The 25137-nt window shown below is 63.2% G+C and carries 33 protein-coding genes and 2 tRNA genes; 16 read left to right on the forward strand and 19 right to left on the reverse strand.

The annotated features are described in order from the left end of the window. Nucleotides 1-101: 101 nt before the first annotated feature. Nucleotides 102-1088, forward strand: coding sequence for a Gfo/Idh/MocA family protein (locus DIE17_RS03630; protein WP_124485693.1), 987 nt, complete (start codon nt 102-104; stop codon nt 1086-1088). Between the two features lie 55 nt (nt 1089-1143). Here DIE17_RS03630 and DIE17_RS03635 read toward each other — a convergent pair whose 3' ends face one another. The 7 genes from DIE17_RS03635 to DIE17_RS03665 form a co-directional block, all read right to left on the reverse strand. Beyond that, entirely contained in the window at nt 1144-1836 is a 693-nt protein-coding gene (locus DIE17_RS03635; protein WP_044845076.1) for an amino acid ABC transporter permease, read from the reverse strand. A 122-nt stretch (nt 1837-1958) separates the two neighbouring features. Beyond that, nucleotides 1959-2750 (reverse strand): cystine ABC transporter substrate-binding protein, encoded by a 792-nt coding sequence (locus DIE17_RS03640; RefSeq protein ID WP_124485692.1) that lies wholly within the window; start codon nt 2748-2750, stop codon nt 1959-1961. Nucleotides 2751-2852: 102 nt separating this feature from the next. Continuing rightward, nucleotides 2853-3890, reverse strand: coding sequence for a quinone-dependent dihydroorotate dehydrogenase (locus DIE17_RS03645; RefSeq protein WP_124485691.1), 1038 nt, complete (start codon nt 3888-3890; stop codon nt 2853-2855). Between the two features lie 178 nt (nt 3891-4068). Further along, nucleotides 4069-4899 carry an arginyltransferase gene (locus tag DIE17_RS03650; RefSeq protein ID WP_124522241.1) on the reverse strand — a complete coding sequence of 277 codons (831 nt, stop codon included), beginning with the start codon at nt 4897-4899 and terminating at the stop codon, nt 4069-4071. 33 nt (nt 4900-4932) lie between these two features. Next, nucleotides 4933-5697 (reverse strand): leucyl/phenylalanyl-tRNA--protein transferase, encoded by a 765-nt coding sequence (gene aat / locus DIE17_RS03655; protein ID WP_124485690.1) that lies wholly within the window; start codon nt 5695-5697, stop codon nt 4933-4935. A gap of 11 nt (nt 5698-5708) precedes the next feature. Continuing rightward, nucleotides 5709-6254, reverse strand: coding sequence for an NUDIX hydrolase (locus DIE17_RS03660; protein ID WP_040144100.1), 546 nt, complete (start codon nt 6252-6254; stop codon nt 5709-5711). A 172-nt stretch (nt 6255-6426) separates the two neighbouring features. Next, nucleotides 6427-6503: transfer RNA gene (locus tag DIE17_RS03665), tRNA-Met, on the reverse strand. Between the two features lie 216 nt (nt 6504-6719). Here DIE17_RS03665 and DIE17_RS03670 point away from each other — a divergent pair. Genes DIE17_RS03670 through DIE17_RS03680 form a run of 3 tightly spaced genes read left to right on the forward strand, consistent with a single transcriptional unit; the run spans nt 6720 to nt 8739 of the window. Next, nucleotides 6720-7217 (forward strand): heme-degrading domain-containing protein, encoded by a 498-nt coding sequence (locus tag DIE17_RS03670; protein ID WP_124522239.1) that lies wholly within the window; start codon nt 6720-6722, stop codon nt 7215-7217. A gap of 3 nt (nt 7218-7220) precedes the next feature. After that, the gene (locus tag DIE17_RS03675) at nt 7221-7559 is read left to right on the forward strand and encodes a DMT family transporter (RefSeq protein WP_044845070.1); all 339 of its coding nucleotides are present in this window, start codon (nt 7221-7223) and stop codon (nt 7557-7559) included. Between the two features lie 31 nt (nt 7560-7590). After that, nucleotides 7591-8739: an enoyl-CoA hydratase/isomerase family protein gene (locus DIE17_RS03680; protein ID WP_124522237.1), complete on the forward strand. Its 1149-nt coding sequence runs from the start codon at nt 7591-7593 to the stop codon at nt 8737-8739. A gap of 117 nt (nt 8740-8856) precedes the next feature. On the opposite strand, the gene DIE17_RS03685 is transcribed toward DIE17_RS03680, so the two are convergent. Then, entirely contained in the window at nt 8857-9285 is a 429-nt protein-coding gene (locus tag DIE17_RS03685; protein ID WP_044845068.1) for a hypothetical protein, read from the reverse strand. A 341-nt stretch (nt 9286-9626) separates the two neighbouring features. On the opposite strand from DIE17_RS03685, the gene ssuD reads away from it, so the two are divergent. The 8 genes from ssuD (at nt 9627) to DIE17_RS03725 (ending at nt 14739) form a co-directional block, all read left to right on the forward strand. Next, nucleotides 9627-10784, forward strand: coding sequence for an FMNH2-dependent alkanesulfonate monooxygenase (gene ssuD / locus DIE17_RS03690; RefSeq protein WP_124522235.1), 1158 nt, complete (start codon nt 9627-9629; stop codon nt 10782-10784). A gap of 16 nt (nt 10785-10800) precedes the next feature. Next, the gene (gene ssuC / locus DIE17_RS03695) at nt 10801-11613 is read left to right on the forward strand and encodes an aliphatic sulfonate ABC transporter permease SsuC (RefSeq protein ID WP_124522233.1); all 813 of its coding nucleotides are present in this window, start codon (nt 10801-10803) and stop codon (nt 11611-11613) included. Beyond that, on the forward strand, nt 11610-12569 hold the full coding sequence (locus DIE17_RS03700) for an ATP-binding cassette domain-containing protein (protein ID WP_124522225.1): 960 nt from the start codon (nt 11610-11612) through the stop codon (nt 12567-12569). Before ssuC ends, DIE17_RS03700 begins: the two co-directional genes overlap by 4 nt. A 57-nt stretch (nt 12570-12626) precedes the next feature. Then, nucleotides 12627-12842, forward strand: a complete 216-nt coding sequence (locus DIE17_RS03705; RefSeq protein WP_006400187.1) for a molybdopterin-binding protein — start codon at nt 12627-12629, stop codon at nt 12840-12842. 141 nt (nt 12843-12983) lie between these two features. Beyond that, a complete protein-coding gene (locus DIE17_RS03710; RefSeq protein ID WP_044845064.1) occupies nt 12984-13181 on the forward strand; it encodes a hypothetical protein in 198 nt (65 codons plus the stop codon). A 55-nt stretch (nt 13182-13236) separates the two neighbouring features. Next, complete coding sequence (locus DIE17_RS03715) at nt 13237-13491, forward strand: hypothetical protein (RefSeq protein ID WP_124485687.1); 255 nt, start codon at nt 13237-13239, stop codon at nt 13489-13491. Nucleotides 13492-13617: 126 nt separating this feature from the next. Beyond that, nucleotides 13618-14604 carry a tRNA dihydrouridine(20/20a) synthase DusA gene (dusA, locus tag DIE17_RS03720; protein WP_044845062.1) on the forward strand — a complete coding sequence of 329 codons (987 nt, stop codon included), beginning with the start codon at nt 13618-13620 and terminating at the stop codon, nt 14602-14604. Between the two features lie 59 nt (nt 14605-14663). Further along, a tRNA-His gene (locus DIE17_RS03725) sits at nt 14664-14739 on the forward strand. Between the two features lie 25 nt (nt 14740-14764). Here the strand turns inward: DIE17_RS03725 and DIE17_RS03730 are convergent. Together DIE17_RS03730 and DIE17_RS03735 are read right to left on the reverse strand one after the other, a co-directional pair. Continuing rightward, nucleotides 14765-15943 (reverse strand): site-specific integrase, encoded by a 1179-nt coding sequence (locus tag DIE17_RS03730; protein WP_124920692.1) that lies wholly within the window; start codon nt 15941-15943, stop codon nt 14765-14767. Then, on the reverse strand, nt 15919-16128 hold the full coding sequence (locus DIE17_RS03735) for an excisionase (RefSeq protein ID WP_124920693.1): 210 nt from the start codon (nt 16126-16128) through the stop codon (nt 15919-15921). Before DIE17_RS03735 ends, DIE17_RS03730 begins: the two co-directional genes overlap by 25 nt. 36 nt (nt 16129-16164) lie before the next feature. Between DIE17_RS03735 and DIE17_RS03740 the strand changes: the two genes are divergently transcribed. Further along, nucleotides 16165-16374, forward strand: coding sequence for a hypothetical protein (locus tag DIE17_RS03740; protein ID WP_124920694.1), 210 nt, complete (start codon nt 16165-16167; stop codon nt 16372-16374). Here the strand turns inward: DIE17_RS03740 and DIE17_RS03745 are convergent. Next, nucleotides 16358-16999: a hypothetical protein gene (locus tag DIE17_RS03745; protein ID WP_124920695.1), complete on the reverse strand. Its 642-nt coding sequence runs from the start codon at nt 16997-16999 to the stop codon at nt 16358-16360. The genes DIE17_RS03740 and DIE17_RS03745 overlap by 17 nt on opposite strands. Before the next feature lie 35 nt (nt 17000-17034). On the opposite strand from DIE17_RS03745, the gene DIE17_RS03750 reads away from it, so the two are divergent. Further along, entirely contained in the window at nt 17035-17277 is a 243-nt protein-coding gene (locus DIE17_RS03750; protein ID WP_124920696.1) for a hypothetical protein, read from the forward strand. 11 nt (nt 17278-17288) lie between these two features. Here the strand turns inward: DIE17_RS03750 and DIE17_RS03755 are convergent, their stop codons facing one another. Next, complete coding sequence (locus DIE17_RS03755) at nt 17289-17672, reverse strand: DUF4031 domain-containing protein (protein ID WP_260439198.1); 384 nt, start codon at nt 17670-17672, stop codon at nt 17289-17291. A gap of 270 nt (nt 17673-17942) precedes the next feature. Between DIE17_RS03755 and DIE17_RS03760 the strand changes: the two genes are divergently transcribed. Both DIE17_RS03760 and DIE17_RS03765 read left to right on the forward strand, forming a co-directional pair. Beyond that, entirely contained in the window at nt 17943-18593 is a 651-nt protein-coding gene (locus tag DIE17_RS03760) for a hypothetical protein (RefSeq protein ID WP_124920697.1), read from the forward strand. A gap of 150 nt (nt 18594-18743) precedes the next feature. Then, a complete protein-coding gene (locus DIE17_RS03765; RefSeq protein ID WP_124920698.1) occupies nt 18744-19331 on the forward strand; it encodes a hypothetical protein in 588 nt (195 codons plus the stop codon). A 550-nt stretch (nt 19332-19881) separates the two neighbouring features. Here DIE17_RS03765 and DIE17_RS37260 read toward each other — a convergent pair. The 7 genes from DIE17_RS37260 to DIE17_RS03800 all read right to left on the reverse strand — a co-directional run bounded on the left by DIE17_RS37260 (nt 19882) and on the right by DIE17_RS03800 (nt 25009). Continuing rightward, nucleotides 19882-20058, reverse strand: a complete 177-nt coding sequence (locus tag DIE17_RS37260) for a hypothetical protein (protein ID WP_185735357.1) — start codon at nt 20056-20058, stop codon at nt 19882-19884. Nucleotides 20059-20084: 26 nt separating this feature from the next. Then, entirely contained in the window at nt 20085-20378 is a 294-nt protein-coding gene (locus DIE17_RS03775) for a hypothetical protein (RefSeq protein WP_124920700.1), read from the reverse strand. 90 nt (nt 20379-20468) lie between these two features. Further along, on the reverse strand, nt 20469-21263 hold the full coding sequence (locus tag DIE17_RS03780; protein ID WP_124920701.1) for a DNA adenine methylase: 795 nt from the start codon (nt 21261-21263) through the stop codon (nt 20469-20471). 296 nt (nt 21264-21559) lie between these two features. Further along, nucleotides 21560-21715, reverse strand: coding sequence for a hypothetical protein (locus tag DIE17_RS37265; protein ID WP_185735358.1), 156 nt, complete (start codon nt 21713-21715; stop codon nt 21560-21562). Nucleotides 21716-21743: 28 nt separating this feature from the next. Further along, nucleotides 21744-21932, reverse strand: coding sequence for a hypothetical protein (locus tag DIE17_RS03785; protein ID WP_124920702.1), 189 nt, complete (start codon nt 21930-21932; stop codon nt 21744-21746). Nucleotides 21933-22999: 1067 nt separating this feature from the next. Next, nucleotides 23000-23641, reverse strand: a complete 642-nt coding sequence (locus DIE17_RS37190) for a hypothetical protein (RefSeq protein WP_148095662.1) — start codon at nt 23639-23641, stop codon at nt 23000-23002. 912 nt (nt 23642-24553) lie between these two features. Continuing rightward, entirely contained in the window at nt 24554-25009 is a 456-nt protein-coding gene (locus DIE17_RS03800; protein WP_124920705.1) for a hypothetical protein, read from the reverse strand. Nucleotides 25010-25137 lie beyond the last annotated feature (128 nt).

A 25137-nucleotide genomic window follows, 5' to 3' on the forward strand; every position in this document is an offset into this window, starting at 1 on the left:
ATCGGCGCGGGTCGCTTATCCCTGTGCCGGCGAGCCGTTTATCATGACGGCCGGCCGGCAGCGTGCCGGCCACCGTCATACGACCGACACGGAAGATCCGGATGAACGAATTCGACAACCGCCCGGTGCGCTTCGGCATCGTCGGCGCAGGCAGCATCGCACGCCGTTTCGCGCAAAGCCTCGCGCACGTGCCGGGTGCCACGCTCGCCGGCGTGTGGGCCCGCCGCGCCGATGCGGCAACCGCTTTCTGCGACAGCTGCGGCGGCAAGCCTGCCGCCAGCCTCGACGCGCTCCTCGCGAGCGACATCGACGCGATCTATATCGCGACCCTCCACGACAGTCACGCGCACTACGCGCAAGCGGCGCTCGCCGCCGGCAAGGCCGTGCTGTGCGAAAAACCCGCGACGCTGAACGCGACGCAGCTCGATGCCGTGCTGGATGCGGCACGCACGGCCGGCCGGCTCTTCATGGAAGCGATGAAGCCGCCGTTCTTTCCGTTGTATCGTCGGTTGCGCGCGCATCTGCATGACGATCCGATCGGCGAGATCAGGCTCGTGCGCGCGGGCTGCGCGTCGTCGTCGGTGCCGGACGATCATTCCGTCTATCGGCTCGACCGCGCCGGCGGCGCGCTGCTCGACATCGGGATCTACGAAGCGTTTCTCGCGGTCGACTGGCTCGGCGCGGCAGTCGACGTGCAGACGCTCGGCCGCATCGGCGCGACGGGTGTCGACGTGTTCGCGAGCCTGAACAGCCGTCACGCGAACGGCGGCATTGCGCAGCTCTTTTGCGGGCTCGACGTGATGGGACGCGGCGATGCGCTGATCGCTGCAGCAGGCGGGCACGTGACGATTCACGAAAAGTGGTGGAACCCCGCGCGGGCGACGATCCGCTATGCGGACGGGCGCACGGTCGAACTCGACGCGCCGGTCGACGGCGGCGGCCTGAACTACGAGACCGCGCATTTCTGCGACCTGCTGCGCGCGGGCGAACTCGAGAGCCCGATCATGACGCACGACCATTCGCGGCGCATGATCGCGATGACCGATGCCGCACGCGCGGCGCTCGGCGTGCGCTATTCGGGCGAGTAGGCGGGAAGGCGGGGGCCGGGCGCGCATCCGCGGCCCGGCGCGAGAGGCGACATGCTCAGTGCCGCGCGGGCAGCGACAGGCGCTTTTCGTACCAGCGCTGGACCCATTCGAGGATCTGGCACAGCACCCAGTAGATCGCGGCGGCGGCCAGGTACAGCGGCAACGGCTGGTAGGTCGCCGCGATCACTTCCTGCGCGCTGCGCAGCAGTTCGGTCACGGTGATGACGGACACGAGCGACGTGTCCTTGATCAGGCTGATCAGGCTGTTCGACAGGCTCGGCACCGCGATGCGCAGCGCCTGCGGGCCGATCACGTAGCGCAGCGTCTGCCCCCACGACAGCCCGAGGCTGTAGGCGGCCAGCCATTGGCCGCGCGCGATTCCGTTGATCGCACCGCGCATGCTTTCGGACATGTAAGCGGCGACATTCGCGGAGAGCGCGATCACGCCGGCCGGTGTCGGGTCGAGCGAGATGCCGAGGCTCGGCAGTCCGTAATAGATGACGAAGATCTGCACGAGCAGCGGCGTGCCGCGCATCAGGCTCACGTAGGCGCGTGCGAGCCCCGCGAGCGCGTTGACCCAGATGCGTTCGAAGCCGTCGAGCGGTTCGCTTTGCCGGATGCCCATCATCGCGAGCACGACGGCGCCGAGCAGGCCGAACACCATCGACAGCACGGCGAACTTGACGGTCAGTACGGCACCCTGGGCGAGCACCGGCAGCGATTGGACGAGCAGGGACGTTGTCGACATGGAATACGAATCGAATGCGTGCGCGAAAGCGCAATCATAAACCGGACCGATAAAACAAAGGGCGGCATCGCTTCGGATGCCGCCCTTTCCGGCCCGCCGTCAGGCGGGAAGCAGAGGCGTGCTTACTTGACCGGCTTCGTCACGTCGATGCCGAACCACTTGTCCGAGATCTTTGTGAACGTGCCGTCGGCCTCGAGTTGCGCCATCGCGTCGTCGATCGCCTTCTGGAACTTCGGGTTGCCCTTCTTGAACGGGATCCCCGACGGATTCGCCGAGCCGACGTTCGCGCCCGGGCGCAGCGGCAGTTGCGAGTTCTTCGTCAGGTACGCGAGCATCAGGCGGTCGTTGAGCGCTGCATCGAGACGGCCGGCCGCGAGGTCGCGCAGGTACTCGGGCGCGCCCGGGTAGGTCTTCACGTCGATGCCGGGCACCGACTTCGCCATGTCCATATAGTTCGTGCCGAGCGCGACGCCGAGCTTCTTGCCCTTCAGGTCGTCGAGCGACTTGAACTGGCGCGTGTCGTCCTTGCGCTGGATCAACTGGGCGGACGAATACGTGTACGCGGGCGAGAAGTCGAGCGTTTCCTTGCGCTTGTCGGTGATGCCGACCTGGTTGGCGATCACGTCGAACTTGCCGGCCTGCAGGCCCGCGATGATGCCGCTCCATTCGGTCGTGACGAACTCGGCCTTCACGCCGAGCTTCGCGGCGACGGCATTCGCGATGTCGACGTCGAAGCCGACGAGTTCGCCTTGCGGGTTCTTCGAGTTGAACGGCGGGAACGTGCCTTCGAGGCCGACGCGCAGCGTGCCGCGTTGTTTCACCTGGTCGAGGAGGTCGGCCGCCTGCGCGGCGGCGGCGAACGACGTGCCGATCAGGCCGGCGACCAGCAGCTTCTTCAGCAGCGAAATTTTCATCGTGTGAGCTTCCTTGCCCCAGCGGGGCGCTTGATTCTGACTGTGGGGTCGATCATAGCAAAAATACAATCGACCATTAAATATCGTTTGTTTATGGCTATATTACACGGCGCGGTCACGCGCGATCGCCTTCACGCACTCGGCGACGAGCGCGGGGCCGCGATAGATGAAGCCCGTGTACAGCTGGACGAGCGACGCGCCGGCCGCGAGCTTCGCGCGCGCGTCCTCGCCCGAGAAGATGCCGCCGACGCCGATGATCGGCACCGCGCTGCCGACTTCGGCATGCAGTTTGCGGATCACTTCGTTGGACGCATCGAACACCGGACGGCCCGACAGGCCGCCGGCTTCGTCGGCGTGCGGCAGGCCCTGCACGGCCGCACGCGACAGCGTCGTGTTGGTGGCGATGACCGCCTCGATCTTGTGGCGCAGCAGCGTGTCGGCGATTTCCTTGACCTGTTCGTCGTCGAGATCGGGCGCGATCTTCAGCGCGAGCGGCACGAGCTTGCCGTGCAGGTCGGCGAGGCGTTGCTGCTTGTCCTTCAGCGCCGCGAGCAGCGCGTCGAGTTCGCCCGCGCCCTGCAGCTGGCGCAGGTTCTTCGTGTTCGGCGACGAAATGTTGATCGTCACGTAGCTTGCGAACGGATACACGCGCTCGAGGCAGTAGAGATAGTCTTCCGCGGCGCGTTCGATCGGCGTGTCGGCGTTCTTGCCGATGTTCAGGCCGAGGATGCCGCGATAGCGGGCCGCCTGGACGTTCTTCACGAACTGATCGACGCCGTGGTTGTTGAAGCCCATCCGGTTGATCAGCGCTTCCGCCTGCGGCAGGCGGAACATCCGCGGGCGCGGATTGCCCGGCTGCGGGCGCGGCGTGACCGTGCCGACCTCGATGAAGCCGAAGCCGAGCGCCGCGAGGCCGTCGATGGCCGCGCCGTCCTTGTCGAGGCCGGCGGCGAGGCCGACCGGGTTGCGGAACGTGAGTCCCATCACGGTGCGCGGCGCATCGGGCACGCGGGCCGACAGCGCGCAGGCGAGGCCCGTGCGGCCGGCCGCGCCGAGCGCGCGCAGCGTGAGGTGGTGAGCGTCTTCCGCATCCATCTTGAACAGGGATGCGCGGGCCAGCGGATAGAGGGAACTGAACACGGGAATTGGGCGGACGGCCGGAATGAATGACAACCCGCTATTTTACCGGGAGTTGCGCGGCAAGGGCGGGCTTCGCTTCGCATGCGCGGCCGGTGGCACCGCTTGTGCCGCGCGGCAACGCGTGCAAGGGCCGCAGGGTGCCCGTTGCAGGCGCGCCGCCGCGCCGCGGGATGGCCCGTCAGCCCGACCCGGAATGTCCGCCCGGCAGCGGTGCGCGGGCAAGTGCCGCGTCGACCGGCGGCAGGTCGACACGATCCGGATCGAGTATTTTCCAGCGGCCGTCGAGCAACCCTTCGAGCGGATGGAAATTGGCTTTGTAGGCCATCTTCGGGCTCTCGCGGATCCAGTAGCCGAGATACACGTACGGCAGGCCGAGGCTCTTCGCCTGCTCGATCTGCCACAGGATGTTGTACGTGCCGTAGCTCGTATGCTGCTCGTCCGGCTCGAAGAACGTATAGACCGACGACAGTCCGTCGCCGAGGATGTCGATCATGCTGACCATGCGCAGCTTGCCGGGCTCGCCGCCCGGCGCGTCGAGGTCGCGGAATTCGACGAGGCGCGAATTGATCCGGCTCTGCAGCAGGAACTGCTCGTACTGGTCGCGGCTGTCGCGATCCATGCCGCCGCCCGCGTGGCGCGCCGACTGGTAGCGCATGTAGAGCGCGTAGTGCTCCTCGTCGTAGTGCAGCGGCGAGACCGTCGCGACGAGCGCGCGGTGCCGCTTCCACATCCGGCGCTGGGTGCGCGACGGCGTGAACGCGCCGACCGGCACGCGCACCGGCACGCAGGCACGGCAGCCGTCGCAGTACGGGCGATAGGTGAACACGCCCGAGCGCCGGAAGCCGGCCTTCACGAGCTCGGTATAGATGTCGGAATTGATCAGGTGGCTCGGCGTCGCGACTTGCGAGCGCGCGACGCGGCCGTCCAGATAGCTGCACGGATAGGGCGCCGTTGCATAGAATTGCAGCGCCGAAAGCGGTGAAAGCGGCAGCTCAGTCGGGTGAGTCATGGGCAGCTCTCGATGCAGGGAGGGAGTGCCGCGCTAGCGCTCGATCCCGGAGGGGGCGGCCGGTTCGGCAGGGCTCGTCAGCATGGCGAGCACACGCTTGTCGAACTGCCACGGAATCGGCGGTTCGGCTACCGCGCGGCGCACGTGAGCGACAAAGGCCTTGCGTGCGATCTCGCGGCCACCGAGCGACGCTAGATGCGACGTATTCTGCTGGCAGTCTATCATCTCCAGCCCCTGCTCGCGAAGGTGGGCGACGAGTGTCGCCAGCGCGATCTTCGACGCATCGGTGACATCCGCATACATCGATTCGCCGAAAAACATCCGCCCGAACGCGACGCCGTAGAGGCCGCCCACGCGTCGCCCGTCGTGCCACGCCTCGATGCTGTGCGCGTTGCCGGAACGGTAGAGCGACGAATACGCGTCGATGATCTCGGCCGTGATCCAGGTACCGCGCTGCCCGCGGCGCGGCGCTTGCGCGCACGCGCGCATCACGCCCGGAAAGTCATGGTCGACGCGCACTTCCCACGCGGAGTCGCGCAGCACGCGCTTGAGCGTCTTGCGCAGCGACGGGGACACCTTGAATTCGGCCGGCGCGAGGATCATCCGCGGGTCGGGGCTCCACCACAGCACGGGCTGGCCGTCCGAATACCACGGGAAGATGCCGCGCAGGTAGGCCTCGATCAGGCGGGACGGCAGCAGGTCGGCGCTCGCGGCGAGCAGCCCCGGCGCGCCGGTCGCGGAGCCGAGCGCGCGTTCGACGGGCGGGAATGGATCGTCCGGGCCGAGCCAGGGGACCATGGGGCGCGGGCTCAGCCGTTGCGCAGCGAGCGGAAGATATCGCCGGTATGGACGCCGTAGTCGCCGGCGGCGCGATCGGCGAAGAAGAAACGCAGCGTCTGGCTGACGGTCGGGAACGCGATCTCGTCCCACGGAATGTCGGCTTCGTCGAACAGCTTGACTTCGAGGCTTTCCTCGCCGGCCTCGTAAGCCGGATCGACGAGCCGCGCCAGATAGAACAGATGGACCTGGTGCACGTGCGGCACGTTGAGCAGCGTGAACAGGTTCTGAACCTCGACGCGTGCGCCGGCTTCCTCGAGCGTTTCGCGCGCGGCGGCCTCGGCCGTCGTCTCGCCCATTTCCATGAAGCCTGCCGGCAGCGTCCAGAAACCGTAGCGCGGTTCGATCGCACGGCGGCACAGCAGCACCTGATCGCCCCAGACCGGCACCGTGCCGACCACGTTGCGCGGATTCTGGTAATGGATCGTGCCGCAGTGATCGCAAATGAAGCGCTCGCGGTTGTCGCCCGGAGGAATGCGCGCGATGACTTCGTGACCGCAGACGGAGCAGAATTTCATGTCGAGTGGAAGGGACGAGGTGATGCGAGTGTATCACCGGGGCGGGGCATTCTCGAACGCGAGCGCATGTGCGCGGCGTGCGGCGCGAAGCGCAACGTGCGAGGCGCGCAATCGCGCGCCGGAAAACAAAAAGCCCGGCGTGGAGCCGGGCTTTTTGCATGAATCGGGACGTTGGTTGCGGGGGTAGGATTTGAACCTACGACCTTCGGGTTATGAGCCCGACGAGCTGCCAGACTGCTCCACCCCGCGTCCGTCGAAGAAATGAATTATATGGGCTAACCCGAATGCTTGCAAGCACTTTCTGACAATCGCGTTTCAGTCGCCGGCGGGACGCCGGCAGGGCCGGTACGGCAGGCGCGTGCGCTAGAATCGAGCGGTTTGCTTGTGTCGTTCACGCCTGCAGCGGAGAGTCGCGCGCGATCGCGTCGGTGCCGTTGCAACACTCACTACAGCATCGACGGATTCATGGACATCGCTCACGATCTGCAATCGATCGGCGCGCAGGAACAGGCGCTCGTGTTTCCCCATTTCGACCCGGCTCGTGCCTGGGCGCTCGGCAACCGGATGCATGCGCTCGCGACGTCGCGCGGCCATGCGATCGCGATCGACATAGTCACGTTCGGCCAGCCGCTGTTCTATGCGGCGCTCGCCGGCGCGACGCCCGACAACGCCGACTGGGTACGCCGCAAGCGCAACGTCGTCGCGCACTTCCGCCGCAGTTCGTATGCGGTCGGCCTGCGCATGCAGCAGGCCGGCGCCACGCTCGCCGACAAGCACGGGCTGCCGATCTCCGACTATTCGCCGCACGGCGGCGCGTTTCCGCTGACCGTCGCGGGGGCCGGCGTGATCGGCTCGATCACCGCATCGGGGCTGCCGCAGCGCGCGGATCACGAGTTCGTCGTCGAAGCCCTGTGCGCCGAGCTCGGGCAGGACTATGCCGTGCTGGCACTTGCAAGGAGCTGAGCGATGCAGATTCCGGGTTACGCATGGCTCGCGATCGCGATCGTCGCGGAAGTGGTCGGCACGTCCGCGCTGCGCGCGGCGGACGGCTTCACGCGCTTCTGGCCGTCGGCGCTCGTCGTGGCCGGTTACGGCATCGCGTTCTACTGTCTGTCGCTCACGCTGCGCACGATGCCCGTCGGCATCATCTATGCGGTGTGGTCGGGGGCCGGCATCGTGCTGATCACGCTCGTCGCGATGCTGCTCTATCGCCAGGTGCCGGACCTGCCGGCCGTGATCGGCCTCGGGCTGATCGTCTCGGGCGTCGTGGTGCTGAACCTGTTCTCGAAGATGCAGGCGCACTGAGCGTGCGCCCGCGATACGCCGGATGGCTCACATGACCGATTCCACTGCCGCTTCCGCCGAAGCCGCCCAGCCCGACGTGCGCGCGTATGTCGCGAACCGCATCGGCTATCTCGAACTGAACCGGCCGAAGGCGCTGAATGCGCTGTCGGTGGGGATGATCCGACTGATGCAGCAGGCGCTCGATGCATGGCGCGACGACGCGGAGGTGACGGCCGTCGTCGTGCACAGCCCGCATCCGCGCGCGTTCTGCGCGGGCGGCGACGTGCGCTTCTTCCACGCTGCGTGGCAGCGCGGCGATCGCGATGCGGTCGACACGTTCTTCATCGAGGAATACACGCTCAACCATACGATGTTCACCTATCCGAAACCGTACATCGCGTTGATGCACGGCGTCGTGATGGGCGGCGGCATGGGCATTTCGCAGGCGGCGCGACATACGGGCGGCCTGCGTGTGGTCACCGATTCGACGAAGATGGCGATGCCCGAAACGCGCATCGGGCTGTTCCCGGACGTCGGGATGAGCTGGTTCCTCGCGCGCACGCCGGGCGCGCTCGGCCGCTATCTCGCGGTGACCGGCGCGACGCTCGACGCGGCCGGCGCACTGTATGCGCAGCTCGCCGACGTATACCTGCCTGACGCCGCGCTGCCGGCGCTGCTCGATACGCTGCACGGCGCGCGGATCGACAGCGGCGCGCAGGCCGTCGCGTGCGTGGCCGACGCAGCTGCCGCGCACAAGGTCGTGCCGACGCCCGACACGTCGGCGCTGGCCGACGCGCGCGCCGGGATCGACCGGCATTTCGCGCAGCCCGATATCGGCGCGATCCTGGCGTCGCTCGACGCCGAGCAGGATTGCGCGGCCATCGACGGATGGGTCGAGAAGGCGACCCACGCGATGCGCAGCCAGTTGTCGCCGCTGTCGATGGCCGTGTCGCTCGAAGTCGTCGAGCGCGCGCGCGGCGCGACGATGGCCGATTGCCTGCGGCGCGATCTCGACCTCACGCGTTCGACGTTCGCGCACGGCGACGTGATCGAAGGCGTGCGCGCGCTGATCGTCGACAAGGATCAACAGCCGGTCTGGCGTTTCAAGTCGACGGCCGATATCGACCGGGCCGACGTGCTCGCGATGTTCGACAGCCCGTGGACGCCTGACACGCATCCGCTGCGCAACCTGAAGGACTGACGCGCGCGGTATCGAAGCGAAAAGCAAAAAGGCCGCTTGCATGTGCAGGCGGCCTTTCCGTTTGCGGATGCCGATCCGGCTCGGCGACAGGGCCGGGGCCTCGCCGCAAGCCGTGCGTTATTCGTCGCCGGCGTCGTCCGACATGAACGCGCGCATGAACACCAGCGCACCGAAACCCCACACCGCGTTTGCCGCGAAACCGGCGGCGAGCACCGGCATCATGTTGCCCGACGGCCAGATCCCGCGCAGCGGATCGATCGCGAACACGCGGGCGGCCGTCAGCACGATGCCGCCGAACACCAGCGCGCCGATCCACGGCGCTTCGCGCTCCGGCGACACGCGCAGCAGCCACGCCATCGGGATCGCGCAGCACGCGCTGATCAGCGCGTTCGCGACAAATTCAGGAATGCCGAGCGGCGCGAAAGGTTGCGTGGAGAATCCGGCTGCGGCGATCAGGTCGGCCGTATGCAGGAGCGCGAGCGTCGCTTCGCGAAAGAAGAGGGCGGCCAGGAAGCCGGACAGGAACGGCAGGATGACTTTCTGCATCGGTGAGCGTATTGCAGGCGCGGCCGGCCGGGGCCGTCCGCGCGAAGTTGTTCGGATAGGTGCGTCATTATAGGGCCCGGCCGATGCGATATTCGCTGGAGCGTCGCGCTAATCACGAAAGCGGAAAACCTAAGCTCAAAAAAATCGTTCCAAAGCCCTGCACCGATCCATAGACTGATTTCCCAGAAACAGCCGTGCAATCGCGTACTCGTCCGCGGCACGGCCTGACCGGCGAGCCATCCCGATTCGAATGCACACCATGCATGCGTCGCTGATTCGCGACGCGAGCAGGGCTTCGTTTTATCCAGATTCCGGCAAGGACAGTCAAGCAGGAGCAGCAGATGAATGTTTTCTGGTTTATTCCCACGCACGGCGACAGCCGTTATCTCGGCACCGCCGAAGGCGCGCGCGCCGCGGATTACGATTATTTCAAGCAGATCGCCGTCGCGGCCGACACGCTCGGCTACGAAGGCGTGCTGCTGCCGACCGGCCGTTCCTGCGAGGATGCGTGGGTCGTTGCGTCGAGCCTGATTCCGGCGACGCAGCGTCTGAAGTTCCTGGTCGCCGTGCGTCCCGGCATCGCATCGCCCGGTTTCGCGGCGCGGATGGCCGCGACGTTCGACCGCCTGTCGGGCGGCCGCCTGCTGATCAACGTCGTGACGGGCGGCGACGCCGCCGAACTCGAAGGCGACGGGCTGTTCGCGGATCACGATACGCGCTACGAGATCACCGACGACTTCCTGAACATCTGGCGCGGACTGCTGTCCGCCTCGCACGATAACGGCGGCTTCGACTACATCGGCAAGCACCTTCAGTCGAAGGGCGGCAAGGCGCTGTATCCGCCCGTGCAGCGCCCGCATCCGCCGCTGTGGTTCGGCGGATCGTCGCCGGCCGCGCACGCGATCGCCGCGGATCACATCGACACCTACCTGACCTGGGGCGAGCCGCCCGAGGCCGTCGCGAAGAAGATCGCAGACATCCGCGCCCGCGCCGAGGCGCGTGGCCGCAAGATCAAGTTCGGCATCCGCCTGCACGTGATCGTGCGCGAGACCGAGGACGAGGCGTGGCGCGATGCCGACCGCCTGATCAGCCGTCTCGACGACGAGACGATCGCCCGCGCGCAGCAGGCATTCGCGAACATGGATTCGGAAGGCCAGCGCCGGATGGCCGCGCTGCACGGTGGCAAGCGCGGCGGCCGCGAGGCGCTCGAGGTGTATCCGAACCTGTGGGCCGGTGTCGGTCTCGTGCGCGGCGGCGCGGGTACCGCGCTCGTCGGCAACCCCGAGCAGGTCGCGGAACGCATGCGCGAATACGCGGATCTCGGCATCGAGACGTTCATCCTGTCCGGCTATCCGCACCTCGAGGAGTCGTACCGCTTCGCCGAGCTCGTGTTCCCGCTGATCAAGGGCAAGGGCGCGGCGCGTCCGTCCGGCCCGCTGTCAGGGCCGTTCGGCGAGATCGTCGGCAACAACTATCTGCCGAAGGCGAGCCAGAGCTGAACGAAGGAGGCCTGCAATGACAACGAAAACGTCGACGACGGGCGCCGCCGTGGCCGCCCGCGCCTGGCGCGGCATCGCGCCGTGGCTCGTGCCGCTCGCGCTGCTGGCCGTATGGGAGGTCGGCGCGCGCGTCGGCTGGCTGTCGACCCGCGTGCTGCCTGAGCCGCTGGCGGTCGTGCGTGCCGCGTGGTCGCTCGTGACGTCGGGCGAGATGTGGGCGAACGTGAAGGTCAGTACCTGGCGCGCGCTGTTCGGCTTCGCGATCGGCGGCGGCGTGGGTCTCGCGCTCGGGCTCGCAACCGGCCTGTCGAAAGCGGCGGAGGTCGCGCTCGATTCGACGATCCAGATGATCCGCAACATCCCCGCGCTCGCGATGATTCCGCTCGTGATCCTGTGGTTCGGCATCGACGAGAAGGCGAAGCTGTTCCTTGTTTCGCTTGGCGTGTTCTTCCCGGTTTACATCAACACGTATCACGGGATCCGCTCGGTCGACGCGAACCTGATCGAGATGGCGAAGAGCTATGGCGTGCGCGGCTTCGCGCTGTATCGCGACGTGATCCTGCCCGGCGCATTGCCGTCGATTCTCGTCGGCGTGCGCTTCGCGCTCGGGCTGATGTGGGTGATGCTGATCGTCGCGGAAACGATCTCCGCGCAATCGGGCATCGGCTACATGACGATGAACGCGCGCGAATTCCTGCAAACCGATGTGGTGGTGGTCGGCATCCTGCTGTATGCGGTGCTCGGCAAGCTGGCCGATGTGCTGGCGAAATGGATCGAGCGCGTGACGCTGCGCTGGCACCCCGCTTATCAATCAGGAGCAAAGGCATGAATGCGACGACTTCGGCGGCCGCCTACGGCCCGCTCGCCGGCGCAGACCTCGAGGCCGAACTGGTACAGGCGCGCGTGACGGACGACGACGCACGCGATGCGGCGATCGTCGATCGGGACGGCGGTGCATCCGTCGTTCCGCTCGCGCGGCGGCGCGCGGGCAGCCCGGCAGCCGACGACGCGGTGACGCTGTCGGGCGTCAGCAAGCGCTTCGGCACGCGCACCGTGCTCGACAACGTCGAACTCGGCATCGCGCGCGGCAGCTTCGTCGCGATCGTCGGCCGCAGCGGCTGCGGAAAATCCACGCTGCTGCGTCTCGTCGCGGGGCTCGAGGCGCCGAGCAGCGGTGCGCTCGTGACGCGCGGCGAGGGTGGCGGCACGCTCGACACCCGGATCATGTACCAGGATGCGCGACTGCTGCCGTGGAAGACCGTGCTGCAGAACGTGATGCTGGGCCTGGGCCGCGGGGCACGCGATCAGGCGCGCGCGGTGCTCGACGAAGTCGGGCTGCTCGAGCGCGCGAATGACTGGCCCGCCCAGCTGTCGGGCGGCCAGCGGCAGCGCGTCGCGCTCGCCCGCGCGCTCGTGCACCGGCCACAATTGCTGCTGCTCGACGAGCCGCTCGGTGCGCTCGACGCGCTGACCCGCATCGAGATGCATGCGCTGATCGAGCGCTTGTGGCGCGAGCATCGGTTCACCGCGCTGCTCGTCACGCACGACGTGCAGGAAGCCGTCGCGCTCGGCGACCGGATCCTGTTGATCGAGCAAGGGCGTGTCGCCCTCGATCAGTCCGTTCCGCTCGACCGGCCGCGTGCGCGCGCGTCGGCCGCATTCGCGGCGCTGGAAGACCGTGTGCTGCAACGCGTACTCGCCGGCGGGCCGGGCGGGGGCGAGCAGGGTGCGGTGCCTGAGGTGGAGCACGTACGACCGGTCGGGCAGATTCGCTGGGCCGTTTAAATCCGGGCGGCACCGGCCGCCCGTTCTCAGACTTTTTTCTTCGGAGCGATCAACCCGATGAGCATCACTGCAATTAACGTGCGTAACCAGTTCAAAGGCAAGGTGAAGGAGATCATTCGCGGGCCCGTGGTGTCCGAGGTCGACGTCGAGACGCCGTTCGGCATCGTCACGTCGGTGATCACGACGCGCTCGGTCGACGAACTCGAACTGAAGGTCGGCGCGGAAGTCGTCGCGCTCGTGAAATCCACCGAGGTGTCGATCGCGCGCCTTTGAGCGCGTTTCCGGTGCAGGGCGCCGCGGGCGGGCCGTCTGGCCGTCCGCGGCGCCCCTGTTTCATGGTCGAGCGTTTGCCTCGGTATTCGGCGTCAGGACGAAGTGCTAGGATGGAACGACACCGACGCCGGAGGCCAACGCATGACCCCCATCCTTTCTCCCGAAGCCATCGTGGCGCTGAAGTGGATCGACCAGTTCGGCGACAGCCGGCCGGTCCCTGCCGCGTTCGACGACGTCGTCTATGCGTTGCTGAACGAAGGGCTGATCTACCAGGCGGCGGCCGACCGTGTCGACCTGACCGCCGATGGCAAATCCGTTTTGTCCAACGAATACGATTGAGCACACGGCGCCGGCCGCCGCGGCGGCCTGGCGCCGTGTCGCCACGGAGCGAGCGATGGAACCGAGAGGCAGCGATCTCGGCGATTTCAGCGAGCCGTACCGCGGCTACGAGATCGAGGTGAAGACCGAGCAGGTGTGGGACGGCGAGCATGCGCACTACCGCGTGCTGCAGGGTTCGGCCGTGCGGATCGACTGGCGGCTCGTGAAAGTCGACGGGATGCTGCTGACCGAACGGCGCGTGATCGAGCGCGTGCTCGACGAGGCGCGGCGGGCCGTCGACGTCGAACTGGGCGATGGCGGGCCGGTCTAGTCAGGCTGCCGGGCCGGCTTGGTCGCGTTGCGGTAAAATGTCGGGTTGTTTCCCGCGCCGCTTGCTGCCCCGAATTCCATGTCCGTACCGTCCTCGCTTCCTCCCCGCCGCGTTTCCGTGGCCCCGATGCTCGACTGGACCGACCGTCATTGCCGGTCGTTCCATCGCACGCTGACGCGCGACACGTGGCTGTATACGGAAATGATCACGACGGGCGCGCTGCTGTTCGGCGACGCCCAGCGGCATCTCGCGTTCACGCCGAACGAATCGCCGGTCGCGCTGCAACTGGGCGGCAGCGAACGGGACGATCTCGCGCGCGCCGCGAAACTCGGCGAGCAGTGGGGCTACGACGAGATCAACCTGAATTGCGGCTGCCCGTCCGAGCGCGTGCAGCGCGGTGCGTTCGGCGCGTGCCTGATGAACGAGCCGCAACTCGTTGCCGACTGCGTGAAGGCGATGCGCGATGCGGTGTCGGTGCCGGTCACGGTCAAGCACCGGATCGGTGTCGACGCGGTCGAGGATTATGCGTTCGTGCGGGACTTCGTCGGCACGGTGGCGGAGGCCGGCTGCGAAACGTTCGTGGTGCACGCGCGCAATGCGATCCTGAAGGGGCTCTCGCCGAAGGAGAACCGCGAGATCCCGCCGCTCAAGTACGACTATGCGTATCAGCTGAAGCGCGATTTCCCGTCGCTGGAGATCGTGATCAACGGCGGGATCAAGACGCTCGACGAAGTCGCGCAGCATCTCGAGCACGTGGACGGCGTGATGCTCGGCCGCGAGGCTTATCACAACCCGTATGTGCTCGCGGGTGTCGATGCGCGCTTCTACGGGTCGACTGCGGCGGTGCCGACGCGCGAAGAGGCCGAGGCGAAACTGATCGAATACTGCGCGGCGGAACTGAAGCGCGGCACGTATCTCGGCGCGATCGTGCGGCATGCTCTCGGGCTCTATCGTGGCGTCGCGGGTGCGCGCGGCTGGCGTCGTGTGCTGTCCGACAACAAGAAGCTCGCGCGCGGCGATCTGGCCGTGTTCGACGAGGCGCGCACGCATCTGAACGATGCCGAAGAAATTTTTGAAAAAAATGCTTTGCAAGACGGAAAAGTCTTCGTATAATCTTGTTCTTCGCTGCTGAACACGAAACGAAACAGCGAAGAAACAAAGCAGTATCAGTGGTGGCTGTAGCTCAGTTGGTAGAGTCCAGGATTGTGATTCCTGTTGTCGTGGGTTCGAGTCCCATCAGCCACCCCACCGAATGCATTAACAAAACAGGCGCTTAGGCGCCTGTTTTGTTTTGCGGGGGACAACTCGGGGACAATAACGTCGATTCGAGCCTCGCCATCTCTAGAGCGTTCTGCTCGCCATCCATCCATTTTGCGTACGTCGTCAGGAACATCTCGATGCTGTGCCCGAGCTGTTTCGCACAAAAGGCTGGGGTCATTCCTGCCATCAGCATCGCCGTCGCGTAGCTATGCCGCATGTTGTACGGCCGGCGGTATCGAATTCCGAGCCGCTTCAGAATCGGCGTCCAGAAGCTTCGCCGGAATGCGCGCTCGTCCTCCCATCGGGTGCTGTACCGCGGATCATGAAAGATCGCGGCGCCAGCGATCTGGGTGAATGAGCGCTGACGTGTCAATGCGGCTAGGGCACGGCTGTTCAGGCGAACCGTGCGGGCGACTGCTGTCTTGGTTCGATCCTTGTGCTCGCCGCGGACTAGCGCTTCGGCGACCAGGATGGTCCCGTTCTGCAAATCCACATTTAGCCACTGCAGGCCAAATATCTCCGACGTCCGAAGGCCGGTCCAGAACCAGAATTCGATGAGGTTGTGGACCTGTCCGGGATAGGCGCGCTCGGCCTCATCGATGATTTTTTCAGACTCGTCGCGGGGAAACGGATCGGGCGGGGGCTTTTGGTGTTTCGCACGAGGCACATTTGCCGCGGGATTGTCGGTCAACACATTGTCGGACACGGCCAAGTCAAGCGCCTTTCTCATCACCGACACGTAATTGTTGACCGTTTTGCCGCTCAGGTCAGGCCGGCCCGCAATCGCAGTCAATAGGTGGCTCAACTTCAATCTGCGGAGGGGAGTCGGTCCGAGCGGATTCTGATTTTTATCGCACGCAGCGGCTTTCCAGAAGCGGATGGCGCTCTCGTATCCGTCTTTCGTCGACGATTCGATTCGCTGGGCGGCGAGCCAGGTGTCGAGCCAGCCGCCGATAGTTAGCGTGCTGGGTGCTCCAGAGGTCGGAAAGTACTCGACCAAACTGAAGGTTCCGAGTCTGATTCGATCGACGATCTCGGCGATCAGGCGGTGGGCGTACTTGACGTTTGCTGGAGTGGGCGGCATCGGTTTGCCGTTCAGCATCAGTGTTTGCCGCTCCCGTTTGCCTTCGAGCGTGAAGTTTAGTCGGATGGAGGCCGCGCGGATTTCTACGCCGCCGCTTGTTCTACCCATTGTTGATACCCCTTGATGGAAATGAAGATTCCGCCGTCAGGCGAGCGCCGGTATTCGCGGCCTTCGAGCCACTTTCCGTCCTCGATCTTTCGGCGGATGGCTTTCTCGGTCAGGCCGGTGATCACCGCGGCGAGCGCCACGGTGACGTAGGGGGCCGGTGCAATCAGAGTAGGTGAGTCGATCATGCTACGATCCCTCTGTCTCAAATAGGCGTTGAACCAATGCAGACGAAATTTGTGATGCGCGGTTATGAGATGAACTGCGAACCGCGCGAGACGAAGGACGGCAAATACGCCGCCCAGGTAGAGGTAACGAAGTTGGGATTCAGCCGGGAGGTTGCGTTCCGGATGCTCGGCGAGTTCGACACAGAGGCCGAAGCAGTCGCGTATGCGAAGCAGTTTTCGGAAGAGCGGCTCAGCCGATATGCCTGAATTCCACAACCCACACCCAGGGGTTTGCATCCCAGCCGTGGCCGCGCGTGGCGTTCAGGCCGTCCCACAAGCAGCGGAATAGGCCGCGCGCGTTCAGCGTCTCGTCGGCGTTCGGCACGTGGCGCAGGAAATCGACGCCCTCGGCTTCGGCGTCAGCATCGCTGATGCTCTGCAGACGCTCCGCCCGCACGCCGGTGATCTCGAGCGTGATGCGCGAGGCAAAACGCGGCATGTGAATGGACGGGTGCCATTTGCCATCGATCGACGATCCATGCGTGGGGCTGGCCGCATAGGCGAATGGGCCGTCCTCGTCGCGCTTGGATCCGATGGCGTTCTTCTCCCAGTTCCACGTCTCGCGCACCCACAGCCGATCGCCCGGCTTTCCCTGCGGGCAGGGAAGCTGATGGCACTCTTCGTTGCCGCGCAGCGTCCACCAGAACCCCGTGTTCGGGTCTTCGAAACCCCAGCATGAAGGGTCGTTCCAGTCCGGATCGTCCTTCGGACCGCCACCGATGAAGTCGATGCAGCTGCGCTTCGGAATGGCGATGCGACGCGTCTGTGTCTTCCGGCCGTCTAGGATGGCGCGCACCATCGGGCCGCTGAAAAAAATAGGGCGTTCGGTCATGCTAGGATTCCTCGTGCTTGCAACGGGAGACAACCATGCGACAGATCGAAACCGGCCCGCGTCAGGTGATGGAATACGATCACAAAGGGCAGTTGATTCATGTGGTCACTGCATACGAGATCCGTACCGATAGCTGGCCGTTTCACGTTTATGTCGGGCCGCGTGTGGACCAGTTGCGAAAGGTTGGCGGCATTGGCGAGTCGGCATCGAGGAACGAAGCATTCGAGCTGGGCTTCGTGGTCGGTCGACTGTTCATCGACGACCCGACCCCGGACTAGCTGGCGGCGAGTCATACGGCACCTCGTGGGAATTCGTCGTGCGTGCGGCCGTCTGCGGCTGCCGGCGTGGTGGGGCGCGCCTCGCGCCGGGCCGCGATGAACTGCTCGAGCCATTCGACAGCGTCGCCTGGCGCGCCGAGCGCGCCCGTCACGCGGCGCCGTTTGTTCATCGCACCGCACTCGCGGTAGGTGATCGGTATCGCGCCGGCTGCGATCGCGGCGGCGCGCTTGCTGATTGCGATGTCGAAGTGCTCGTCGCACGTACCTGCGTGCTGGATCCACTTCGGGTTGACGCCGATCGCGCGCACCATTGCGAGCAGCTCGTCGGTCGTGTCGCCGATGAGATGCGACATCTTCATCCGGCCGAACTGGCCGACCGGGTATTCGCGACTCAACTTCTCGATCTCGGCAGGCGTCCAGAAGCGACGCCTGCCGCGTTGTCGATCCCGGTCTGCGCTTGGTCATCGCATCCTCAAATCAGAAAAGAAGCGGGCGCCACGAAGGACACCCGCAAAGTGCTACTGCCAGAAGAACAACGAAAAGAGCGGGCGCTATACAAGCCGCCCACAAGAAAAAGCCGCGCATCCGAGGCAACGGAATTTGCGCGGCTTGGGGGATTAGTTCGCGTGCTAGGATTTGCGCCGAGAATTCAAATTTAAGACGCTATGAAAAACTGGAAGACGGTCCTTTCGATATTGATTGGCATTGTTGCTGTCATACTGGTCTCGGTGTCCGGCGCTACGTCGGTCGGCACGAGGCCGTACGACCCATCGTTGATGGCAAGTTGGATGCAAGCAATTGGATCGGTCGCCGCGATCATCGGTGCATACTGGGTTGCTGAGCGTCAAGGCAGAGCGGGACGGCTACTCGCGATGGAAATGGACAAAATTGCTCAGCGGCGACAGTACGAGGCATATCGAGCCATCGTGGAAAATGGTTCCAAACGCGCTTGCGATCTAAAGGAGCTGGCTGTTGGGGCGAAGGCGGATGTCTTTGCCATCTATTGGCAGAATACGGAACGGGTTTACGGAGACGCCATAAGCGCACTCACGGAAATCCCTCTTCATAGTCTTGGCTCGTATAAGGCCGTCAATGCGGTCGTCGGAATGAAAGATGCATTGATTGCTTTGCGTGAGGTTGTTCGTGGATTCGTCGAACCCTTGATGTCCCCGAATCCTCAACTGGACGAGGCTGAATTCAGAAGTGCGGTCCAGTGGCTTGCGAATAATGTCGATTACTATCGTTCGTTGTTTGGTGTGGCAGTAGATCCAGATCAAAATTATGTTGGAGAGAGCGAGAGAGCTCATTTCAATTGAGTTTGTCTGATTTTTAAAAAAAATCGATAGAGGCGAGGGTGTAGTACACGTCGAACACCAGAGAAAGCATGCAATCGGGGTAGCCGAATTTGCATGCTTTAGCGGTGTGGCGGTCGTGCTACGATTCGAACCAAAACAATCGGGGGTGCGATGGAGAAATTGATTTACCGATACGTTGCCGTAGTTGCTGCCGCAATGATCGGTGTGGCAGGCTTCGACGTGGTTCCATGGACAAACCTTAAAACATCGGATTGGGCTGCATGGGTCCAGGCAGTTGGCTCGGTTGCTGGCATATTCATCGCAGTCTGGTTGCCTGCGAAGGCCCGTCGTGCAGAATCGGCCGACGCAGCTGACAGCGATCTTCAGCGGTTGCAACTCCTCGCGCAACAGGCGTTCCAGTTCGTACAGAATCTCCGTTCGCAAATGCGGAGAAATCAATACAGTCAGCCCACATTTGATGACGTTGCGTTCGAGCATATTCGGCGCGGGCTCGCGGATCTGGCAACGCATCGGCTCAGCCCGGAAAACATGGCCCGGGCTTTCAAGGTCGCGGATTTGCTCGGGGAACTTTATGAATTCATGACCATTATGAATAAGCCTGGCAGCGATCCAGTGAACTGGAAAGAGGACTCACATTTCTTCCAAAGCCTCTCCGTTTCGATCATGCGTCTTAAGAAAGATATCGAAGACGATATGACGGTGCGTGGTTTGAGTGTGCCGGACTGGCTTGCGCTTTAAGTCAGTGGTGTTCGCAAGTGTCCGTCGGGTGATGCGGAGAATCCGGAGCTAGTATGTAATCGATCGTAAATCGGAGCGAGATACTATTTTCTTGCGATGTAATCTCTGTAGCATGAGACTCGTAAGGCACGTTGTTACGTGCGTCGCTCGGCCGGTGCGCGCTCGACTCGCGGAGAATGCGGTTGCAATAGCGCTTGAATACTGAGGAAGACAAAGATCGCGAGAGCTGGGCCGATCCAGACTTTCACCAAGGCCACGTGAGAACCCCCGCACGATACGCAACACAGAGGAACCAGACGCAACCGATAGCGACGCCGCAAGCCATTGCGACCGCGCCTCCCTTGGCGACATACCCATGCAGCTCGTTGCAGGAAGCGAGCAGGGCGTTATCGCTCAGCGCTCGCGTCCCAAGCGAACGTTTGTTTTGCGGTAATACAGGCTGAAGGCTGTTCATTGGTCCCTCGAGATTCTTGGTTGCTCTCATCAGTGCGCGCCGTACGCGCAGAGAACCGGGCGACAGTGTTGCATGGTCGCCCATCCTTTCGACCTGTTACGCGAGCGCGCTTTCGGCCCACCAGCACTCCATCGCGCGACCATCCGCGGACCGGTAGCGAATCAGGTAGCTGTTTTCGCTGGAAGCGTATTCAGCGCGGCCGACGACTTCTCCGCTTTCGCCGCTGGCAGCGATCGTTGCGGAACTACCGATTGCATATTTGAAACTGGCCATGTTTTTCTCCAGGTGGTTGACTTCTGTTACAGAATGGCGGTCATCGTTTTGCTACCGTCGCCGTGATCGAGTCGAAGCATCAGCGGCGTCCCGACAAACAGTTCAGGCCGAAGTACGCGCAGCGCATTGCTGAAATTGACCGGTGATTCGAAGCCGTTACCAAGCAGTGCGGTCGTGACCGCGAGTTCGGGATCGTCTTCGCCGGGCGCGAAGAACGACGCGAGAACCGGAATCTTGTGTTCCTTGCAGATCGCGATGATCTGCGTCATGAGCGGCGAAATCTGCTCGTCGTAAATCTGTTCCTTGGTGACGGCTGTCATCGTGGGTTCCTCAAGGGATAGTCATTCGAGGTCGGTTTCTGCGGGTGCGTCGCGGGCCGGAAAGAAGCGTGTTCGAACGCTGCAGGTGGGCTAGAACAGGCCATCCATTACCCCAGGCGTCCAGTTCGTGATCACCAGCTCGCCGCTTGTATCCGGCCGGCCGTGGCGATTGGCGACGGAATAGCGAATGTCGAGCTCGAGCATGTGGAAACCATCAAAGGCGCGGCGAATGTCCGGATGTTCGTTGATCGAGACCATGACCTTGCCGCGCGCTTCGCGCATCAGCGCCGCCATTGCCTCGTATTCTTCGAAGCCGAAGGGAACGCCGTATCCCTCTGTTTGCCAGTACGGCGGATCGAGGTAGATGAACGTATGCGGTCGGTCATACCGCTCGACGCACTCCCGCCAAGGAAGGTTTTCGACGTGCGTACCCGCGAGGCGTAGGTGTGCCGCCGAAAGCTGCTCTTCGATCCGCAGCAGGTTGACCGATGGTGCGGTCGTGGCGGTGCCGAACGTCTGCCCTGAGACCTTCCCGCCAAACGCGTGATGCTGAAGGTAGAAAAAACGGGCAGCCCGTTGAATGTCGGTCAAGGTCTCGGGTCGCGTCATCTGCTGCCACTTGAAGACTTGCCGGCTGCTGATCGCCCACTTGAACTGACGAACGAACTCCTCCAGATGGTTTTGCACAACGCGGTAGAGGTTGACCAGTTCGCCGTTGACGTCGTTGATGACCTCGACGGGGGCCGGTACTGGTCGCAGGAAGTAGAGTGCAGCGCCACCGCAGAACGCTTCGACATAGCATTCGTGCGGAGGGAAAAGCGGAATCAGCTTGTCGGCAAGGCGGCGTTTGCCGCCGAGCCAAGGAATGATTGGTGTTGGTTGCATCTATTGGCCAATTGAGTCCATCCGTGATAGCCTTCGTCCGCCTCTGCAGGGGTGACGTGGCCTTGCCGGATTCGCAGTGTGCACTGCGGGTGCGGGGCGTGCCGGGTGCTCGAACACCATGCACGTCGCCGCGTCCTTTCCTACTGTTGCTGGTCGATCCCGACCTGCCTTACTGATGCGTCACTATTCGCGGCCAATTCTTCTCCTGCAACGGAAGCGATTGGTTAGGGCGCGATATCGGCGATTTCTTCAAGTCTCAGGCCGAGCAATTCCGCAGCGCGAGTCGGCGCGACGTCTTAATCACGCTGGGCGCCGATCATCACTTTGTCGCTCCCGTGATCTCGGTCCTGTCCGAGAATGACGCCCGGCATCAGTCCGGTGTCTTCCATCAGCGTGCCAGCGACGCGTAGCAGCGTTCCGAGCTCTTCGAAGGCGGGTTTTGCGATGAGCATGATCTTTCTCCTGTAGCGGGAGGGGTGGTCAGGCGCGCTGGCAGGCCATGTCGCGACCGATGCGGTTCAACTCGGCGATTGCGTCGTCGCGGGTGATCTCGAAGCACTCGATACGGCGCGCCATTTGTCGGCGCTCTGCGCGAGTCATCCACATTTGCGCGTCCTCGCTGATTGCGTCGAACAGCGTGTCGGACGTTTCTCTCTGTTGGCGATCCATCGTCGTCCCCCTTCGTATTGCGTTGGTCAGTGCTCTCGCTTCCGGCTGGCTCGCTGACCGAGATCAAACGCGGCAACGGCCAGTAGAGCAGAGGCGAAAACGCCAAGACCAACGCCGATAAGAAGTGTCGTAATAATTCGTTATCCGAAATATATTGAGGCCGTCCGGATTTCTGGCGGCCCGACCGCGCTCAAGGAATGGCACTGAAGGTCAATGCGATTCGATCAGGGTAGTCGCACAGCACTCAGGGAGGGCGCCTCGGTTCCACCACGAGGAGACCGTATGCAATTACGGGCTATTTAGAGCCGCCGCGCCGGCTTGAGGCGCCCTCACTGAAAGCTGCTGCATCACTCGCGCGCCCGGCTACTCCCGACTGTGCCGGCTCCGGGCCGCGCGAGGTTTGTGCCGATTACGACGCCATCGGACAAGTGTTGCTGGCTGTCTTGCATCAGGTTCGTTCGGCACGCAGCGGCATTCCGCTTTGTCCGTCCTGACTCACGACGCAGATCGCGCCGGCCTGTCGCTTGCGTGAGCACGCTCGGCTTACCTTCGATTGTTAGAGAGCGATCCGCCTGGGGCGGTGGCGCAGCGGTCTGTGCTGCGTTGGGATGAATCTTGAGATATATAAGACCCACTGTCAAGACTTTTATGTCCTATTGTGGGACTCAAGAGTCTTGCTCGTTACTGGAATCGCGGAAGGGGCGGGCGCGTGGACGCAAAAATGCCCGCAGAACGCGGGCCTCGCTGGTGGCATGCGAATCGTAGTACGCCGAGAATTCCTGGCCGCGGGAGCGCATACCTACTCTTCATACTGGCCCCCCGATTAGTGGCTCGATAGGATAAATTTGTAATAATTGAAATTGTATCCGGGGGGATGATCCAACTACGACGCGGCTGTGGTCGTCCGGCCAATGAATGTTCAGGGAAGGGTTCCGCCTGGGCTGATGCTGCGTGCGCCGGGTTTGCTGGCTGGCTCTCGGAGCACCGGATCGCCTCGATGACGACGAGATCGCGCTGCTGACGTCAAATGAAAAGCCCCGCAATGGGCGGGGCTCGTTCGACAGAGGTCACTTTTTCGGTGGGGCGGGCGGTGTGTTCTGGCCCTGCTGAAATGCCGAAATCGCGGTCTGTTCAATCATAATGTTTGACGACTGTGTCGCAAAGTAGGCGGCGATCACCGTTCCAACCACCGCGATGACAACAGTCAGCGCTGCAAGCCACATATTGGCTTTCAGGGTGGACGCGCTTTCCGCCGCCTGAGTCGACCTGCTTGCCAACATCTCGATGCGCTTGTCGCGCTCCTCCATACGTCTGTCGCGCTCCTCCATCGTGGCAGAGACGCGCTTGTCACGCTCTTCAGCTTGTGCGATGAACGCGTCAATGCGTCCTTCAATTTTCGCGACGCGCGCATCCATTCGAGCCTCAATAGCTTCGAGGCGCGCTTGAAATTCTTCCCGCGATGGTGTGTTCATCTCTGTATCGTAGCGCACATCGCTAGTTATCGGCTCGCCCTGCGCAACCCCGTTGGCGACTTTCTGGGGGGCCTCAAGATAGTTTGTAAACCTCTGTCGCATGTCTTCGACGGTGGTTGTGGGTCGACCTCCGCCGGTAATCGAACTCCCGTACGGACTCATGTCGTCGGATTTGCTGTGATCCATTGTTGTACCACCGTGTACGGGAACAGAAAAACCATGCTGCAATTTGCGCATCGAGCCGTGACCAACGGATAAGGAGCGCCGGAGAGCATGTTGTCCATGATTGGGCCATGTGGACCGACCTTCATCGGATACGCGATGATGCTCGCGACTAGGCCAGGTTGCGGTGGGAGATCTACGGTCCAGCCGTTATTGCCGCAACATGGGCAGCCCATCTTGCGGAAACTAGTGAGATATCGCACAACATCGTCGCCGGTCAAGAAGGGCGGCGGCGTTGATTCTTGAGGGTTCCCCGTCGAGTCCGTCATTTTTTCTCTCGTCACAAGTCTGCGAGTTCGAAATTCAATGCTGCAGAACACGCCATTATATAAGTAGTCTGCTGCCGGTATTTACAAATGATGCCCGGTTGAAAGCTTTCCGTTTCCTTGGCAAACTACTGTACATGCATACAGTGTTCTAAGTAGGTAAGCGGGGGCTAGGGTGGAGCAAGAATCAAAAGAGGCAGACCAAATTTGGGGGTGCGCCAAGGCGTTTTCGGCGCGAACGTGCAAAACGCCGCATGGTTGCGCGGGGTTATACGGGGTCATTTCTAACTGGGGGCAGACGGGCACACTTGGTCTGAAACGGGGCCGCGGCGTCAAGGTCGGGGCCGCGATCGTTCAACGCACCAAGGGGGTATCTTGAAAAGCAATTGTGCAGTTTCGACTGGGAGTGCGGCGCGAGGGCTGCGATGCAAGCCGGGGGATCTGGCTAGGATCAAGGAGGCTTGGAATCCGGCCCTAATTGGCAGAGTCGTGCTCGTTAAGGCCGCCCACTCGGAAACCGAGTGGGTAGTCACGCTGCTCGGAGAGCCGGGTGTGACGCTCACGAAAAGCAGAAAGAGGATCGTTGCCAGCAACTGCGCGTTGGCCTACGACGCGGCACTGGAGCCTATTCGAGCCATTGAACCGGATGGTATGAACCGGGCTATGGTTGCAGATGAGGGTGATCCCCGTCGCCCCTAGTGGGGGCCGAAAACGCGATGGTTGCAACTAGCGACTTAATTGATTTGAACACCGCGGGTGAAAGGCCGGCCGCGTCCGCATTCGCGATCACGTCGATGAGAGCCAGCGCTTCAGGGCTCAAGTTTTCTGATGATGAGGGCATGGCGGGTTGCTGGCGAGGCACCGAGCCTGCCGTGCCGCGCTCGAGAAGGGCAACCGCGCTTTTCCCGACAGTTTTGGCGATGATGTCGACCGTGGAAAGCTGAACATCTTTGTCGCCAGAGCGAACGCGATTCACTGTTCTGGCAAAACTCTCAGCGCTTTCAACCAAGCCGAGGGTGTGCGCCCGCTGCGCGAGATCTCGCCCACTGGCAAATTTTCTCCCGTCCCCGATAAGCTCATCGACGGCGATTCTTAAATTTTCGCGTAGGTCACTCATGTCCCAGAGAGTAGTGAGTTATTCGAGACTTATGTGTCTTGTTTGTTGGGACAAATAAGTCTATTATTTGGGCCATGAACGAACTCACCCCCATCCGATCATGGCTTTGTGAGCAGCGCGGGCATTGG

The organism is Burkholderia sp. Bp9099, assembly GCF_003857805.1.
Classification (GTDB): domain Bacteria; phylum Pseudomonadota; class Gammaproteobacteria; order Burkholderiales; family Burkholderiaceae; genus Burkholderia.

What these genes read in the sequence shown, in the direction of transcription:
- DIE17_RS03775 (WP_124920700.1), bottom strand. Translation starts at nt 20,378, where the DNA reads ATGACAGCCGTCACCAAGGAACAGATTTACGACGAGCAGATTTCGCCG.
- DIE17_RS03700 (WP_124522225.1), top strand. Translation starts at nt 11,610, where the DNA reads ATGAATGCGACGACTTCGGCGGCCGCCTACGGCCCGCTCGCCGGCGCA.
- DIE17_RS03680 (WP_124522237.1), top strand. Translation starts at nt 7,591, where the DNA reads ATGACCGATTCCACTGCCGCTTCCGCCGAAGCCGCCCAGCCCGACGTG.
- DIE17_RS03735 (WP_124920693.1), bottom strand. Translation starts at nt 16,128, where the DNA reads ATGATCGACTCACCTACTCTGATTGCACCGGCCCCCTACGTCACCGTG.
- DIE17_RS03650 (WP_124522241.1), bottom strand. Translation starts at nt 4,899, where the DNA reads ATGACTCACCCGACTGAGCTGCCGCTTTCACCGCTTTCGGCGCTGCAA.
- DIE17_RS03785 (WP_124920702.1), bottom strand. Translation starts at nt 21,932, where the DNA reads ATGGATCGCCAACAGAGAGAAACGTCCGACACGCTGTTCGACGCAATC.
- DIE17_RS03765 (WP_124920698.1), top strand. Translation starts at nt 18,744, where the DNA reads ATGGAGAAATTGATTTACCGATACGTTGCCGTAGTTGCTGCCGCAATG.
- DIE17_RS03740 (WP_124920694.1), top strand. Translation starts at nt 16,165, where the DNA reads ATGCAGACGAAATTTGTGATGCGCGGTTATGAGATGAACTGCGAACCG.
- ssuD (WP_124522235.1), top strand. Translation starts at nt 9,627, where the DNA reads ATGAATGTTTTCTGGTTTATTCCCACGCACGGCGACAGCCGTTATCTC.
- DIE17_RS03780 (WP_124920701.1), bottom strand. Translation starts at nt 21,263, where the DNA reads ATGCAACCAACACCAATCATTCCTTGGCTCGGCGGCAAACGCCGCCTT.
- ssuC (WP_124522233.1), top strand. Translation starts at nt 10,801, where the DNA reads ATGACAACGAAAACGTCGACGACGGGCGCCGCCGTGGCCGCCCGCGCC.
- DIE17_RS03705 (WP_006400187.1), top strand. Translation starts at nt 12,627, where the DNA reads ATGAGCATCACTGCAATTAACGTGCGTAACCAGTTCAAAGGCAAGGTG.
- DIE17_RS03710 (WP_044845064.1), top strand. Translation starts at nt 12,984, where the DNA reads ATGACCCCCATCCTTTCTCCCGAAGCCATCGTGGCGCTGAAGTGGATC.
- aat (WP_124485690.1), bottom strand. Translation starts at nt 5,697, where the DNA reads ATGGTCCCCTGGCTCGGCCCGGACGATCCATTCCCGCCCGTCGAACGC.
- DIE17_RS03675 (WP_044845070.1), top strand. Translation starts at nt 7,221, where the DNA reads ATGCAGATTCCGGGTTACGCATGGCTCGCGATCGCGATCGTCGCGGAA.
- DIE17_RS03640 (WP_124485692.1), bottom strand. Translation starts at nt 2,750, where the DNA reads ATGAAAATTTCGCTGCTGAAGAAGCTGCTGGTCGCCGGCCTGATCGGC.
- DIE17_RS03715 (WP_124485687.1), top strand. Translation starts at nt 13,237, where the DNA reads ATGGAACCGAGAGGCAGCGATCTCGGCGATTTCAGCGAGCCGTACCGC.
- DIE17_RS03660 (WP_040144100.1), bottom strand. Translation starts at nt 6,254, where the DNA reads ATGAAATTCTGCTCCGTCTGCGGTCACGAAGTCATCGCGCGCATTCCT.
- DIE17_RS37265 (WP_185735358.1), bottom strand. Translation starts at nt 21,715, where the DNA reads ATGCTCATCGCAAAACCCGCCTTCGAAGAGCTCGGAACGCTGCTACGC.
- DIE17_RS03670 (WP_124522239.1), top strand. Translation starts at nt 6,720, where the DNA reads ATGGACATCGCTCACGATCTGCAATCGATCGGCGCGCAGGAACAGGCG.
- DIE17_RS03760 (WP_124920697.1), top strand. Translation starts at nt 17,943, where the DNA reads ATGAAAAACTGGAAGACGGTCCTTTCGATATTGATTGGCATTGTTGCT.
- DIE17_RS37190 (WP_148095662.1), bottom strand. Translation starts at nt 23,641, where the DNA reads ATGCGCAAATTGCAGCATGGTTTTTCTGTTCCCGTACACGGTGGTACA.
- DIE17_RS03745 (WP_124920695.1), bottom strand. Translation starts at nt 16,999, where the DNA reads ATGACCGAACGCCCTATTTTTTTCAGCGGCCCGATGGTGCGCGCCATC.
- DIE17_RS03800 (WP_124920705.1), bottom strand. Translation starts at nt 25,009, where the DNA reads ATGAGTGACCTACGCGAAAATTTAAGAATCGCCGTCGATGAGCTTATC.
- DIE17_RS03635 (WP_044845076.1), bottom strand. Translation starts at nt 1,836, where the DNA reads ATGTCGACAACGTCCCTGCTCGTCCAATCGCTGCCGGTGCTCGCCCAG.
- dusA (WP_044845062.1), top strand. Translation starts at nt 13,618, where the DNA reads ATGCTCGACTGGACCGACCGTCATTGCCGGTCGTTCCATCGCACGCTG.
- DIE17_RS03750 (WP_124920696.1), top strand. Translation starts at nt 17,035, where the DNA reads ATGCGACAGATCGAAACCGGCCCGCGTCAGGTGATGGAATACGATCAC.
- DIE17_RS37260 (WP_185735357.1), bottom strand. Translation starts at nt 20,058, where the DNA reads ATGGCCAGTTTCAAATATGCAATCGGTAGTTCCGCAACGATCGCTGCC.
- DIE17_RS03685 (WP_044845068.1), bottom strand. Translation starts at nt 9,285, where the DNA reads ATGCAGAAAGTCATCCTGCCGTTCCTGTCCGGCTTCCTGGCCGCCCTC.
- DIE17_RS03630 (WP_124485693.1), top strand. Translation starts at nt 102, where the DNA reads ATGAACGAATTCGACAACCGCCCGGTGCGCTTCGGCATCGTCGGCGCA.
- DIE17_RS03730 (WP_124920692.1), bottom strand. Translation starts at nt 15,943, where the DNA reads ATGGGTAGAACAAGCGGCGGCGTAGAAATCCGCGCGGCCTCCATCCGA.